Origin of the sequence: Streptomyces sp. NPDC058231 (genome assembly GCF_042882275.1) — a bacterium.
In the GTDB taxonomy this organism is placed as follows: Bacteria; Actinomycetota; Actinomycetes; order Streptomycetales; family Streptomycetaceae; genus Streptomyces.
Genome location: NZ_JBHVWN010000070.1, coordinates 1 through 13,394, shown reverse-complemented (window position 1 = coordinate 13,394; position 13,394 = coordinate 1). Strand labels below are relative to the sequence as shown.

Sequence of the window (13,394 nt, the reverse complement as noted above, 5' to 3'; positions counted from 1 at the left end):
GCTGGTGGGGCTGGAGGTCTGGGCGCCCGGCTGCACGTTCACGTGGCTCTACTACGTGATAGACCAGGCCTGCGATGCGATGCAGGCGGCGGAGCTGGCGATCCGCCGGACCGTCGACGAGGTCTGCCGCAGATGTGTGCGCGGCGTTCACGGCACCGGCAGGCTTGAGATACAGCGGATCCATGACGACGGCATCGGGCGCAAGCACCTTCTCCGCTGCTTCTGATCGGCGTTTCGTGCGCGTGCCCCTCGGACCGGAGGGCCGCGCTCCCGGTGAGGGGCGGGCGCAAGAGAGAAGGGGAGTGGACGTCGCTGATCGCCGGCATGCGTGGGAAACGCCGTGAGGGAGCCGGGGATCGATTGTCCGCACCCGTGAAAGCGTTCCGACATGGACGGCCGTGCACATGTCGTTGCCCCTCCAGGGCCTGAGGTCGGCATTACCCTGTCCGGACAGCAGCTGTGACCGAATGGTGATGGTTTCTGGTCATAGGCACCGGACAGGAGCTGCTGCAGGGACGCAGGAGAACCTCGAACAGGAAACTCTCGGCCTCGGCCGAGTCCGTGAGCCGACGGGCCCGTCGGGGCGATCGGACGTCGATGCCGGCCCGGACGGTCCCTGCGGGCAGTCGCGCACCACGAGAGGCTTCACCATGTCGAGTAGCGAGCCGGCCAACGCCGAACAGGGACCACGGTCCGAAGCGTGGAAGACCGCGCTGACCGTGCTGCAGACGGCAAAGCCGCCGTACGTCCCCGAAGGGGCCGAGGCGATGACCGTCGTCATCGAATACCCCCCGGGCGACCCCGGCACGCCCCCGCACCGGCACTCCGGCCCGGCCTTCGGATACATGCTGGAGGGGGAGATGCTCTTCGAACTCGAAGGTGAGCCGGAGCGCGTGATCAAGGCCGGAGAGACTTTCTGGGAGCCGGGCGGCGATGTGATCCACTATCAGGACGGAAACAACCGGACGGACTCCCGCAGCCGTTTTCTCGTCACGATGATGTGTGCACCGGGTCAGCCGATGCTGACGCTGGTCGAAGACGAGGAACTGGAGCAGCGCAAGGACCGGCGGGCTCCGCGACCCGCCTGACCGGGAGGGGGCGGCCGGCCCGCACTCCGGGTCCTGAGCAGGTGTGTGCGGGTGGGGGTGGGCCCGGCACCGGGCCCACCCCCGCATGCGTGCTCCCCGTTCCGCCCGGTCGGATCGGAAGCGGATCCGAGGATTGTTCAGGACTTCTCGGGACAGACGTGCGACGTGCTGAAGACTCTTGTCCCTGTTCTTCTCGGATGCCTGACCGCCGGCGCGTTCGTCGCTGCCGCGGTGATGTCGCCTTGGTGGTGGGCTGCGGCCGCGTTCCTCGCCTTCCTCGCCGCCGTGGCCGCTCACGACCTCCTGCAGAGGCGGCACTCGGTCCTGCGGAACTACCCGGTGCTCGGGCACCTGCGGTTCGCCCTGGAAGCACTGCGGCCGGAGCTGCAGCAGTACTTCATCGAGCGGAACTTCGACGGCCGTCCCTTCGACCGGGACACCCGCAGCATCGTCTACGAGCGGGCCAAGGGGACCGATGCCGAGGAGCCGTTCGGCACCGAGCGCGACCTGTACCTGGCCGGCAGCGAATACCTCGTCCCGTCCATGTCACCCCGGCCGGTGCGCACCGATCCTCCCCGAGTCAGGATCGGCGGCCCCGACTGCACCCAGCCGTACGACATGGCTCTGCTCAACGTCTCCGCCATGAGTTTCGGCTCGCTGTCGGCCAATGCCGTACTGGCGCTCAACTCCGGTGCCGCACAGGGCGGTTTCGCACACGACACGGGCGAGGGGGGTCTCTCGGAGTACCACCTGAGTCCCGGGGGCGATCTGGTCTGGGAGATGGGTACGGGGTACTTCGGCTGCCGCACCGAGGACGGCTCGTTCGACGCGGCCCGGTTCGCCGAGAAGGCCGGCCACGAACACGTCAAGTGTGTCTCGCTGAAACTCAGCCAAGGAGCCAAGCCAGGAATCGGGGGAGTGCTGCCCGGCGCCAAAGTGACTGCCGAGATCGCGAAGGTCCGCGGCGTACCCGAGGGCCGTACGGTCATCTCACCGCCGTACCACACCGCCTTCACGACACCGAGGGAACTGGTCCTGTTCCTGGCCCGCATACGTGAGCTGGCCGGCGGGAAACCCGTCGGCTTCAAGCTGTGCGTCGGCTCCCGACGCGAGTTCCTCGCCGTGTGCAAGGCCATGCTGCACGAAGGCATCACGCCTGACTTCATCATCGTCGACGGTGCGGAGGGCGGGACCGGCGCAGCGCCCCTGGAGTTCGCCGACACCATCGGGCTGCCGCTCGGCGAGGGCCTGATGACCGTACACAACGCCCTCGTCGGGACGGGACTGCGCGACCGCATCCGGATCGGCGCGAGCGGCAAGATCGCCACTGGCGGCGACCTGGTCAAGCGGCTGATCCAGGGCGCCGATTACACCAACGCCGCCCGGGCGATGATGTTCGCGCTCGGTTGCATCCAGGCCCAGCGCTGCCACACGAACACGTGCCCGGTCGGTGTAGCCACCCAGGACCGGCGGCGGTCCCGTGCCCTGGACGTCGGCGACAAGGCTCAGCGTGTCGGCCGATTCCAGGCCGCCACCGTCAAGAGCGCCCAGCAGATCATGGCGGCCATGGGCGTCGACGACCGGACACAGCTCCGCCCGCACATGCTGCTCCAGCGCGTCGACCCGCACACCGTCCGTTCTTACGCACAGCTGCACACATGGCTCACCCCGGGCCGACTGCTCGACGACGCACCCGCCGAGTGGGCTGCCGACTGGCAGGCCGCCGACCCCGACCATTTCACCCACTGACCGCCGGAACCGGAGGACATCGTGGCACGCACTGTCGCCCGAGTGATTGTCGACGCCCTGAAGGACCTGGGGGTCCACCAGGTGTTCGGAGTCGTCGGTGACGCGCTCAATCCGCTCACCGACGCCATCCGTACCACCGACGGACTCGACTGGATCGGCTGCCGTCACGAGGAGGCGGCCGCCTTCGCGGCCGGCGCCCAGTCGCAGCTGACCGGCAACCTCGGCGTCTGCATGGGCACGGTCGGCCCCGGCTCCGTCCACCTCCTCAACGGCCTTTACGACGCGGCCAAGAGCCGCACCCCGGTCCTTGCCGTCTGTGGCCAGGTGCCCTTGTCCGAACTGGGCAGCGACTACTTCCAGGAGGTGGACAACGATCTCCTCTTCCGGGACGTGGCGGTCTACCGGGCCACCGTCACCTCGCCGGACCAGATGCCGCGCATGCTGGAGTCCGCTGTCCGGGCGGCGATCAGCCGGGGCGGCGTCGCCGTGCTCAGCGTCCCCGGCGACCTGGGCGACCAGGAGCTGACCGACGACTCGCCGGCGCGCTTCGCCCACCACCGTTCCGTCACCCGGCCGGACGACCCGGCCGTCGCCGAGGCGGCGGAACTTCTGAACTCCGCATCGACCTGCACACTGCTCGTCGGCCGCGGAGCCCGTGAGGCGAAGACCGAGGTGTTCCAACTGGCCGAACTGCTCGGCGCGCCCATGGTGCTGACTCTGAAGGCGAAGGAAGGATTCGAGGGGGACAACCCCTTCGAGGTCGGCCAGACCGGCCTGATCGGCAACCCCGCCGCCGCCCACGCCCTCGATGCCTGCGACACGCTGGTCATGCTGGGCACCGACTTTCCCTACCGGGACTGGTATCCGACGGGCTGCAAGGTCGTCCAGATCGACACCCGTGAGGAGCACCTGGGCCGCAGGGTGCCCGTGGACGCGGGTCTCGTCGGCGACGTCGGCGCCACGCTCCGCGCCCTGCTGCCCCGGCTGAAGGCGGGACCCGACCGTACACACCTGGAGGACACCCGGGAGCGCTACCGGCAATGGCAGGCCGGACAGCGGCGGCTGGCCGACCCCGGACACGACCGCCGCTGGACCGGGAGGCTGCGGGCGGCCCTGGACAACCGGGACCACGACATCCGCCCCGAGGCGCTCGCCGCGGCCGTCGACGCCCACGCCGCCGAGGACGCGGTCTTCACCTCCGACACCGGTATGGCCACCGTCTGGCTCTCCCGGTTCGTCTCGATGCGTGGAAGCCGGCGCCTGATCGGCTCGTACAACCTCGGTTCGATGGCCAACGCCATGCCGCAGGCGATCGGGGCCCAGCTCTGGGCGCCGGAACGGCAGACCATCGCCTTCTGCGGCGACGGCGGGCTGAGCATGCTGCTCGGGGACCTCATGACGATCAAGACGTACCGGCTGCCGGTCAAACTCGTGGTCTTCGACAACCGGCGTCTGGGGATGGTCAAGCTCGAACAGGAGCAGGCCGGCCTCGCCGAATTCGGAACGGAACTCGACAACCCGGACTTCGCGGCCGTCGCCACCGCACTCGGCCTGACCGGTATCCGGGTGACCGACCCGGCGAAGCTCCACGACAGTGTGCGTCAAGCCTTCGGCACGCCGGGGCCGGTCCTGCTGGACGTCCTGACGAACCCCGAGGAGGTGGCGGTACCGGGCAAGCCGACGGTCGCCCAGGGGTGGGGCTTCGCCATCGCCAAGATCAAGGAGATCCTGCCGAGCCACGGGGGCTGAGATGATGGGAACGCATGGACCGGCCCGGCCGCCTCCGATGTGTCCATGGGGCCCGTACATGTCCACCGGGTACCGTCGAGCCGCCTCTGCTGTCCGGATCCGGGCCTCACGGAGTTTCGACGCCGAGCGGTTGACCGACGGCCGGACCGGCGGCTTCGGCAGCGAGGCCGCTGCGTCGAGCCCGACACCAGGGCACGAGCTGGACGATGCCGAATGCCACCTCGACGACGAGGAACAGCCACAGCCAGCGCGGGGCACCGTGGGCCAGTGCGTACGCCTGCCACGCGGCGAACAGCGTGCGCGCGACGCCGTCGAGCAGTCCGTGTGCGGGCAGTGGTCTGACGATCCGCAGGAGCGCCCAGACGACCACCACCGAACCCATCAGGTTCGCGTACAGCGTCTGAATCACGTCGCGTTCGGGCAGGGCACCCAGTCCGGACGCGTCGCCCAGCGACGACAATGCGCCGTGCACCAGCGCGTAGGTCCACGGCGTGGCGAATCCCGCTGTGACCACGAGGTCGTACCAGGCGCTGGCGCGTACGACGCGGACATAGGCGCGGCGGGAAGAGGCGAAAGGACGGATCACGACGGGCTCCAGCTGGTCTCGGGTATCGACGCCCCGACGGTAGACAGTGGAGTACTCTCCAAGGTCAAGTCAGCGGCCCACGGGGAGAGTCATGCGGATCGGTGAACTGGCCGCGCGGACGGGGACGACCAAGGACACCCTTCGCTTCTACGAGAAGATCGGCCTCGTCACAGGTCAACGGCTGCCCAACGGTTATCGTGACTTCCCGCCGGAGGCAGTGATCTGGCTGCAGTACATCCGTACCGCACAGACACTCGGCTTCTCGCTGGCCGAGATCGCACGGACCGGTGAGGAACTGCGCGAAGCGCCGGACACCGCCGAGGCGTTGTCCACGCTGTTCGAGGCGAAGATCGAGGTGATCGACGCCCGCATGGCACAACTCGCCGCCCTGCGGGCCGATCTTCACGCGCGCGTCGGGACCGGATGCCCGTTGCAGGCAGCCGACTGAGCGCACCGGCGCCCGGGTTGCAGCGGCTGCAAGCACCTCCCGGGCGAAGCCGGGTCGCTGCAGCTCGTCGGTGGTGCTTCCGCCACGCTCAGGGTGCGGTCAGCCCCACCAAGGAGCGGGTGGCCGACCGGCTGCTCGCAGGATCGCCAACTTCGTACATTCGTCGACATGTTGAAGCGGACAGCACACGGCGTCCTGTGCCCCCGTGCAGGCCGCCCGGTCGGTGATCGTGAAACCATGGTGACGTGCTCAGCGGACAGGTCCCCTGTCGGCACCGGACGATCCGAGGATGCGCCGGAGCCACCGGGCACGGGCGTTGCGGGCATCCTGGCTGAGAGCCGCCCGTGGTGCGAAGGTGTCGAAGCCGTGGAAGGCCCCGGGCCATACGTGCAGTTCGGCCTGACCACCTGCCCGCCAGATGGCATCGGCGAAAGCCACGCCCTCGTCCCTGAGCGTCTCGGCCGACCCGACCTCGATGTAGGCCGGGGGCAGCTCGGACAGATCCCCGGCGCGGGAGGGAGCCGCGTAGGGCGGCAGGTCCGCGGCGCCGTACCGGTCGCCCAGCAGTGCCTGCCACGCGGTTGCGTTGGACGTCCGGTCCCAGGTGTCGATACCGGCCATCTGATGGCTGGAGAAGGTGTTGTTGCGGTCGTCGAGCATCGGACACAGCAACATCTGCCCGATCGGTGCGGGGCCGCCTCGGTCACGGGTGAGCAGGGCAAGTGCCGCGGCGAGTCCGCCGCCGGCGCTCTTTCCCCCGACGATGATGCGCTCCGCGTCGATGCCCAGGTCGGCCGCGTCCAGAGCCACCCGGACGAGTCCGGTGTAACAGTCCTCCACCGGTCCGGGGTACTGCGCCTGAGGTGCCAACCGGTACTCGACGGAGATCACGGCCAACCCCAGGGGGGAGAGCCAACTCGCGTAGCAGCCGCGGTAGGACGGACCATGCATTGCCCATGATCATTCCGCCGCCGTGCATGTAGTACAGCAACGGCAGCAGCCCGGAGATCCCGGCGGGCCGGGCACGCACGAGTGTGACGTCCTGCCCGTCCTGCGTTCCCGGAACACGCAGCTCATCCACCTCGAAGCGGCCGTCGGCCCGGAGATCCCGGACCGTCGGCCTGGGTCGGGCATCGGCATCCTGTTCCTGCCGGGCCGCAAGGTTCTCCCGGGTGAACGGTTGCCTCGCCATGCTCCCGGAAGCCGCCAGTGCCAGGCTCAGTTCGGGATCGAACGGGGGCGCATTCGAAGCCGCCGGGACAGAACCTGGCCCCGACGGCATCCGATCGGCAGTCATGACCGGCCGTCCCGCCGGGCGAGGCGATACCGGGCGGCAACCCGGCCGGAGCAGCTCGTCACCACGTCCGGACACGGACGGAAGGCTCGCGCGAGGTCCATGCGGTGCAGTCAACCACCTCTCGGAAGGAAGCCACAGCTCCTCGACGACGGGCACCCGTCGCGAGCGTCGTCGCGGATCACCCCCGAATCGGGCTCCGGCCGACTCCTTCGACAGGTGGCACGGAGTCACCGAGCGGGATGTCCGGGTTCTCCGAGGTCGGGCGACCGGGGCACCGCCCGACCCCTGCGGTAGGGCCGCCCCCTCGGACAACCGGACGCAGTGACTCCGTTCCTACCTGACGGTTACGGCCCACCTTCTCCGGGACGTCGAGCGACCGTTGTCACCAGGGCACCGGGCCGTCCTCGTTGAAGAACCCACCGGTCGGCCCGTCCGCGCCGAGCGTGGCCAGACGCACCAGGACCGCGGCGCCCTGCCCGACCGTGAGGAACCCGGTGTGGTTGTTGAGCTCGGTGTCGACGTACCCGGGGTCGGCGGCATTGACAAGGATGCCGCTCTTCCGCAGCTCATTGGCGTATTGCACGGTCAACGCGTTCAGCGCGGTCTTCGACGGTGTGTACGCGGCAGACGCGAGCAGACCCGCCAGCGGGCCGTCCGGGTCGGCGGCGAGGGCCAGTGACCCAGCGGCGCTGCTGACGTTGACGATACGTGGCCCCGACGACCGTCGCAGCAGCGGAAGCATGGCGTTGGTCACCGCGATCACCCCGAAGACGTTGGTTTCGAACACCGCCCGGACCATGTCCAGGTCGACGGAGCTGGGTACTTGGTCATGGGCGTCTTCCGGTGACACCTGGCCGGATCCGGAGATACCGGCATTGTTGATCAGCACGTCGAGGTGACCGAAGCGCTCCTCGATCTGCTGTGCGGCGGCCAGGGCGGTGGCCTGGTCGGTGACGTCCAGGGTGACCGCGTGCGCATGGCCGCCTGCCGCGCGCAGCGCCGCGGCGGCCTCCTCACCTCGTCGCGCGTCCCTTGCGCCGACCAGGACCGTTACGCCCAGCGCGGCGAGTTGCTCGGCGGCCGCGCGGCCGATCCCTTTGTTCCCCCCGGTGATCAGCGCGATCTTCTGGTGTGTGGCGTGTTCGCTCATGGCCAACTCCTGGCAGCGGGATGGTGTGTTCTTTCTGAGGGCCTGTCCTCGTCACCCGAGACGAGACAGCCCGGCCGTCTGTGACATGTGGACAGAGATCCCCTGCGAGATCGGGGTCGGCCACGCCACGTTGTGTGGGGTGGGTCGGCAGCGCACGGCGGAGGTGACCGGCTCGGATGTCGTCCCGGGTGGTCGACGACGGGTTCGCGGCGGAGCGCGGCCGACGCGGGGAACCGGGCAGGACGGCCCTGCCCCTCGCACGGGTCGGCCACACGAATGGGAGGCGGTACGACTGCGCTGGGCGCCCTGACGGCGAGCTGCCCCGTGCGCCCCGGAGCCCGCGGGCTCTCCGGCTTGCCGGGCGTCAGGACACGTACGGCCGTTCGAAGACCTGCAGCAGGCCGGCCGCGGCGAAGCACAGTGCTCCCGCGAAGGTGCCCCAGTTGGCGACACTGACGTTGACCAGGCTGCCGGTCGCCGGACGGGTGAAGACCGCCCCGAGAGCGAACAGGGCGCCGCCGATCGTGAATCCGACAGACGCGATGACGTTCAGCCTGCGGAGCCGACGGAGAGTCGTGGCGTCTGAGAGCTGCGGCCTGTGCTCGGTCTCTCCCGCGGCCCGGACCTTGAACGCTCCCCGTCGGCGGGCTGTGCGCGACTCCCAGACGGCGGATCCGCCGTCGGCGAGGCGCCAGGTGAGACGGGTGGTGAACGGTCCGGCGCCTTCCGCGCACTCGTCAGGTCGGCCCACGCGCCGACCCTAACGCTGTGGACCGGGCCGGAACGGCACCCCACGCCGCTGGAGCGCGTCCATCACCGTCATGCCCCGGTCGTCGTGACTGTCGGCAGGCAGCGGCCGCGGGCGAGCCCGGCGCCGAGGCCGGGTACGGGGGCGAGTACACCAGCATCGAGGCGTTCCGGGTGATGCCGGCCAACGGCTGACGCCACCGCGCCGTCAGAGCCCCGTCGGCCGCCGGCCGGGGCGTCGTGGAGAGCACCTGGACGAGCCGCTGTTCAGACCGGCGGTGATCGATGCGCGGCCGCGGCGTACGTCAACTGCCTTTCCCTGGAAGGTCGCACGTCCGAGGCGGAGACGACCGGGCACCGCTTCGTCGAGGGCGGCCCCCGTAACCGAATCTGCTTGAGCGACTGCTCAAAAGGCCGTACGCTTTCTTGAGCAGTCGCTCAAACCGGTAGGGGGAGCCACGGTGGGCCTGTACATCGAGACGCTGATACGCGCCGATCCTGACGAGCTGTGGGACCGTACGCAGCAGCCGGAGCAACATCGGCGCTGGGATCTGTGGTTCACCGGCATCGACTACCTTCCGCGCACGCCTGGGAAGCCACAGCACTTCCGCTACACCACACGAGTTCTGCCGTGCCTGACGGTCGCCGGCGTCGGAGTCGCTGCCGGGGACCGTCACCATCCGGAGGGCACCCGAACCTCCGTCCTGCGCTTCTCCTCACCGGACCCGCTCTCGCTCATCGAGGACGGGAGCGGCTATTGGCGCTACATCCCGGCGGAGAACGGCATTCGGTTTCTGACGGGTTATCACTATCGCTCTCGCTGGGGCCGTTTCGGGCGCCTGGTCGACCGTCTCGCCTTCCGGCCCCTGATGAGGTGGGCAACGGCCTGGTCCTTCGACCGACTGCGGCTGTGGTGCGAGCGCGGCATTCCGCCCGAACGGTCCCTGCGGTACGCCCTCGGTGATTCCACCGTTCGTCTGTTGGCCGTCGTCCTGGCCGTCGTGGCCGTTCCGGTGGCCTCCCTCGCCGTCGCGGCGCTCGCGGTCCTCCTTCCGCCGCTGCCGTTCACTCCGGCCGCCCGCCGCTGTCTTCGCCACCCGCCCGAACGCACGGGTTCCGCGCCGCCGGCACCGCCGGCTGCCCTCATCGCCCCGGAGACGTCATGACCTCGATCTTCCAGCGCGCCCTCGGCGCCGACTTCGACCGGCTCCATCCCCAGATGCGACGGCGCTTCTCCGTCGGACTCGACAGCGGAGAGGCTTGCATCGGACGCGGCACGATGGACCGCATATGGCACGGCCGTGGCTTCGTACGGCCGTTCCTCGCGCTCGGCGGCAGCCGTAACGTCCTCCTCCCTCAGGCCGGGCGCGATGTGCCGTTCACCATCGAGAACTTCCCCTACCTGGACTCGCACGGGCGGGAGACCGTCACTTTCGTGCGGACCTTCGCGTTCCCCCGGCGTCACCGGCGGTTCGACGCCACCATGGTCTTCAGCCACGAACGCGACTGCGTCGTCGACTACCTCGGCACCCACCAGCACCTCGCCACCGACCTGCACTTCGTGGTGGATGCCTGGGGCGCGCTGGTCATCCGCTCCGGTGCACATCGCTTTCGCGAGGGCCCCTTGGACGCTCGCGTCCCGGACCTCATCGCGGGTGACGCCCTGGTGCGCGAGTGGTACGACGACATCGCGCGGCGTTTCCGGATCCAGGTCTCCGTCACCAACCGGCGGTTCGGGCGGCTCTTCGGGTACGGAGGTTCCTTCACGGCCGACTTCGTCGACGTCGAGAAGTACGGAGTCCGGGACAGCCTGCGGCCGGTACGCGAAGAAGCGCGGGCATGAGCGCAGACACTCGGACGAGACTGCTGGCCGGCGCGTTGCACATGATCACCGAGCAGGGCATCGCCAAGGTCTCCGCGCGCAGCATTGCCGCTGCGGCCGGGGTGAACCAGGCGCTGGTCTTCTACCACTTCAAGAGCGTCGACGAACTGCTCTCCGCCGCTTGCCGTCACGGCGCCGAACAACGGGTGGCCGTCTACCGCGAGCGGCTGAGCCGTGTCCGTAACCTGGGTGAACTCCTCGAACTGGGTCGTGAGCTGCATGCCACCGAGCGCGCGGACGGGAACGTGGCCGTTCTCGCCCAGTTGCTGGCCGGAGCGCAGACCCAGCCGAGGCTCGCCCCGGCCACCGCGGCGGGCCTCGCGCTGTGGATCGACGAGATCGAGGGGGCGTTGGCGCGGGTACTGGCGGACACGCCCCTGGCGGAATTCGTGGATGTCCCCGGTCTGGCGCGCGCGACCGCTGCCGCCTTCATCGGACTGGAGTTGTACGAAGGGGTGGACGCGGACGGTGCCGAGCGCGCGCTGGACGCGCTGGAGCAGCTCTCCGCGCTTGTGACCGTGCTGGAGGAACTGGGACCTGTCGCCCGGCGTGCGGTGCGCGCCCGGGTGAGGCGCGGCCGCGGGCATTCGAGCGCCCGGGACCGATCGTGAACCTCTCGGACCGCGGCCGCCGTCACGACACCCGACGCCGCGCCCGCCTGACTACTGGATCGGGCGTCCCGGCCCGCAGTCAGGCGGGGAGTCGATTGGGATGGGACGCGCGACGGGCGGCGGCCAGCAGGGCGTGGATCCGGGGGCCGGCCTGATCGATCCGGGACACGGGCGTCGCGAACGGCAACCGGACATCCCGGTGGGAGTCGGGGTGCTCCAGACGAAGGGTCACGCCGTAGCGGTCCATGGCCAGGGGGAAGACGCACTCCACACTCCTGTCCGGCTGTGGCCGCACGAGGCGCAGGAGCAGGGGAACGAGTTCGCCGTGGCTGTCCATGAGGTGGGTCAGCATCGCTGCCTCGCTGGTGGCGATCGGATCCGGCGTCGTCCCCTGCAGCGTCTCCAGCGTCACGAAGGTCCGGCCCCTGTGGTCTTCGATGACCGCCTGGCCGAACTCCATGCAGGTGCTCTCCGTGGTCTCCGTGCTGTACCGGGCCGACACCAGGCCGGTCACCGTGACGCGGGCGCGCAGTCGGTCTCGCACCGGCGTGGGCGCGATGTCGGTGAACTCCAACCGGACCGGGACGCGTATGTCCGGATGGGTGGGGCCGACCTCGGACGGTTCGTGCAGGTGGATGTGGCCCATCGCGCCCGTGCCGTCGAAGCGGTGCACCTCGATGGGATCGAGCCCGTCGTTCACCACCGTCATCGAATGGGCGGCGGCCAGGATCGAAAGTACGCGTTCGGCAGGGGTCGGCTGCGTGACACGGGAGTGGAAAAGACGCATTCAAGTTCTCCGGAGGAGCGGACGGCGAGACCCGAGGATGGATACTTAGGCATGCCTAACCTAACCTATTGATCCCGGGTCTGCGTCGGTACCGGTCGATCGCAGGAGTCGGATGACACGGATCGGCGATCGGGCCCGGATGCCGCCGTGCTCGCCTCTGGGCCTCGGCGGTGGGGACTGCGGGGCGAACCCGCAGTGGCGCGCTGCTTCACCGTCGGCGAGCGCGGGTGGCCGGCGGAATCGGCCCGTGCGGCCGCAGGAGGCGATCCGCCGGCGCCCCGCAGACGAGGCCGCCAGGTCGCTGGATGCTGGACCGGCCTACGCGCCGGCGCGCGCCACGAGCAGCGGCTGGAAGAAGCCGGTCTCCTCCGGCATGCGCCACTCGGGGTCCACGAACCCCGCGTCCACCGCGAGACCGGTCAGCCGGTCCCGGCCGAGCGCCCAGTAGGTGGTCCGGCGCACCTGGACGCGCCAGTCCCCGCCTGCCGGCAGGAGTTGGAAGTGCTCCAGGTCGTAGTGTTCGCCGTCGTCGTGCCAGTGCCAGAGCTGGAAGGTGACGGTTCGTTCCCCGCCGTCGGTGGGCCGGTGGACCTGCGGAGGTGTCGAAACGGGGTGGGCGCGCAACAGGTCGTCGTACGGGCGTGTGCTCACCAGCAGCAGACCGGAGGGACGCAGCACCCGGCGCATCTCGGCCAGGGCCGCGTGCACATCCTGTTCCGTCGTGAGGTGGGGGAGTGAGTTGTCGGCGCAGACGACGGTGTCGAACCGGCCGCCGGGAAACGGGAGGCGTCGCATGTCGGCGGCGGCCGTACGCAGTGAGAGGTTCCGGCGGGCGGCCTCCCGGGCTGCGCGGGCGGCGGCGCGGGGACTGAGGTCGGTTCCGGTGACGTGGTGCCCACGCAGCGCCAGGCCGATGGCCTGTGTACCGATACCGCAGGAGCAGTCGAGCACGGTCGCGTGGTCCCGGCCGATCAAGGCGTCCAGGGCCTCGCCCTGCCGGCGCATACTCGCGTACCAGTCCGCGTAGATCAGGTGGTAGTCGTCGGCCAGTTCGTCGTAGAAGCGTGCCACCGTTGACTCGGGCATGGACCGAGGCTACTGCGCGCGATCCACCGCAGGCACCGGAGATGCCGGTCACCGCGTCTTCCTGTGCCTCGTGCTGATACTTCGCGATCCGGTCGTCGCGATCGTTGTCCGGGGTGCGGCGGGGGGGGGGGCGCCGCCGCGGCCCCCCCCCCCCCCTGGCGGTCGGGGTGGGTGTTGGTGGGGTTGCGGGTGCCAGATTTTATAGCATAAAAGT

14 protein-coding genes are annotated in these 13,394 nt (G+C 69.7%); 8 read left to right on the top strand and 6 right to left on the bottom strand.

Features of this window, described 5'->3' with window-relative positions; translation table 11 throughout:
* Nucleotides 1–4: 4 nt before the first annotated feature.
* The 4 genes from ACFVXE_RS31670 (at nucleotide 5) to ACFVXE_RS31655 (ending at nucleotide 4,586) form a co-directional block, all read left to right on the top strand.
* The gene (locus tag ACFVXE_RS31670; RefSeq protein WP_389676367.1) at nucleotides 5–226 is read left to right on the top strand and encodes a hypothetical protein; all 222 of its coding nucleotides are present in this window, start codon (nucleotides 5–7) and stop codon (nucleotides 224–226) included.
* Nucleotides 227–650: 424 nt separating this feature from the next.
* Nucleotides 651–1,088 carry a cupin domain-containing protein gene (locus ACFVXE_RS31665; protein WP_389676366.1) on the top strand — a complete coding sequence of 146 codons (438 nt, stop codon included), beginning with the start codon at nucleotides 651–653 and terminating at the stop codon, nucleotides 1,086–1,088.
* A 234-nt stretch (nucleotides 1,089–1,322) separates the two neighbouring features.
* On the top strand, nucleotides 1,323–2,837 hold the full coding sequence (locus ACFVXE_RS31660; RefSeq protein WP_389676393.1) for an FMN-binding glutamate synthase family protein: 1,515 nt from the start codon (nucleotides 1,323–1,325) through the stop codon (nucleotides 2,835–2,837).
* Nucleotides 2,838–2,858: 21 nt separating this feature from the next.
* Complete coding sequence (locus ACFVXE_RS31655) at nucleotides 2,859–4,586, top strand: thiamine pyrophosphate-dependent enzyme (protein ID WP_389676364.1); 1,728 nt, start codon at nucleotides 2,859–2,861, stop codon at nucleotides 4,584–4,586.
* A 106-nt stretch (nucleotides 4,587–4,692) separates the two neighbouring features.
* On the opposite strand, the gene ACFVXE_RS31650 is transcribed toward ACFVXE_RS31655, so the two are convergent.
* The gene (locus tag ACFVXE_RS31650) at nucleotides 4,693–5,172 is read right to left on the bottom strand and encodes a hypothetical protein (RefSeq protein ID WP_389676363.1); all 480 of its coding nucleotides are present in this window, start codon (nucleotides 5,170–5,172) and stop codon (nucleotides 4,693–4,695) included.
* 91 nt (nucleotides 5,173–5,263) lie between these two features.
* On the opposite strand from ACFVXE_RS31650, the gene ACFVXE_RS31645 reads away from it, so the two are divergent.
* Nucleotides 5,264–5,620, top strand: a complete 357-nt coding sequence (locus ACFVXE_RS31645; RefSeq protein WP_389676361.1) for a MerR family transcriptional regulator — start codon at nucleotides 5,264–5,266, stop codon at nucleotides 5,618–5,620.
* 249 nt (nucleotides 5,621–5,869) lie between these two features.
* Here the strand turns inward: ACFVXE_RS31645 and ACFVXE_RS31640 are convergent, their stop codons facing one another.
* The 3 genes from ACFVXE_RS31640 to ACFVXE_RS31630 all read right to left on the bottom strand — a co-directional run bounded on the left by ACFVXE_RS31640 (nucleotide 5,870) and on the right by ACFVXE_RS31630 (nucleotide 8,818).
* Complete coding sequence (locus ACFVXE_RS31640) at nucleotides 5,870–6,571, bottom strand: alpha/beta hydrolase (protein WP_389676359.1); 702 nt, start codon at nucleotides 6,569–6,571, stop codon at nucleotides 5,870–5,872.
* Nucleotides 6,572–7,299: 728 nt separating this feature from the next.
* On the bottom strand, nucleotides 7,300–8,067 hold the full coding sequence (locus ACFVXE_RS31635) for an SDR family NAD(P)-dependent oxidoreductase (protein ID WP_389676358.1): 768 nt from the start codon (nucleotides 8,065–8,067) through the stop codon (nucleotides 7,300–7,302).
* 364 nt (nucleotides 8,068–8,431) lie between these two features.
* The gene (locus ACFVXE_RS31630) at nucleotides 8,432–8,818 is read right to left on the bottom strand and encodes a hypothetical protein (protein WP_389676356.1); all 387 of its coding nucleotides are present in this window, start codon (nucleotides 8,816–8,818) and stop codon (nucleotides 8,432–8,434) included.
* A gap of 457 nt (nucleotides 8,819–9,275) precedes the next feature.
* Here ACFVXE_RS31630 and ACFVXE_RS31625 point away from each other — a divergent pair, with 457 nt between their 5' ends.
* Genes ACFVXE_RS31625 through ACFVXE_RS31615 form a run of 3 tightly spaced genes read left to right on the top strand, consistent with a single transcriptional unit; the run spans nucleotide 9,276 to nucleotide 11,307 of the window.
* Nucleotides 9,276–9,980: a hypothetical protein gene (locus ACFVXE_RS31625; RefSeq protein WP_389676355.1), complete on the top strand. Its 705-nt coding sequence runs from the start codon at nucleotides 9,276–9,278 to the stop codon at nucleotides 9,978–9,980.
* The gene (locus ACFVXE_RS31620) at nucleotides 9,977–10,657 is read left to right on the top strand and encodes a DUF4166 domain-containing protein (RefSeq protein ID WP_389676354.1); all 681 of its coding nucleotides are present in this window, start codon (nucleotides 9,977–9,979) and stop codon (nucleotides 10,655–10,657) included. Before ACFVXE_RS31625 ends, ACFVXE_RS31620 begins: the two co-directional genes overlap by 4 nt.
* Nucleotides 10,654–11,307, top strand: coding sequence for a TetR/AcrR family transcriptional regulator (locus tag ACFVXE_RS31615; protein WP_389676353.1), 654 nt, complete (start codon nucleotides 10,654–10,656; stop codon nucleotides 11,305–11,307). Before ACFVXE_RS31620 ends, ACFVXE_RS31615 begins: the two co-directional genes overlap by 4 nt.
* A gap of 79 nt (nucleotides 11,308–11,386) precedes the next feature.
* Here ACFVXE_RS31615 and ACFVXE_RS31610 read toward each other — a convergent pair whose 3' ends face one another.
* A complete protein-coding gene (locus ACFVXE_RS31610) occupies nucleotides 11,387–12,094 on the bottom strand; it encodes a DUF2470 domain-containing protein (RefSeq protein ID WP_389676352.1) in 708 nt (235 codons plus the stop codon).
* A gap of 318 nt (nucleotides 12,095–12,412) precedes the next feature.
* Entirely contained in the window at nucleotides 12,413–13,180 is a 768-nt protein-coding gene (locus ACFVXE_RS31605) for a class I SAM-dependent methyltransferase (RefSeq protein ID WP_389676351.1), read from the bottom strand.
* Nucleotides 13,181–13,394: the final 214 nt, after the last annotated feature.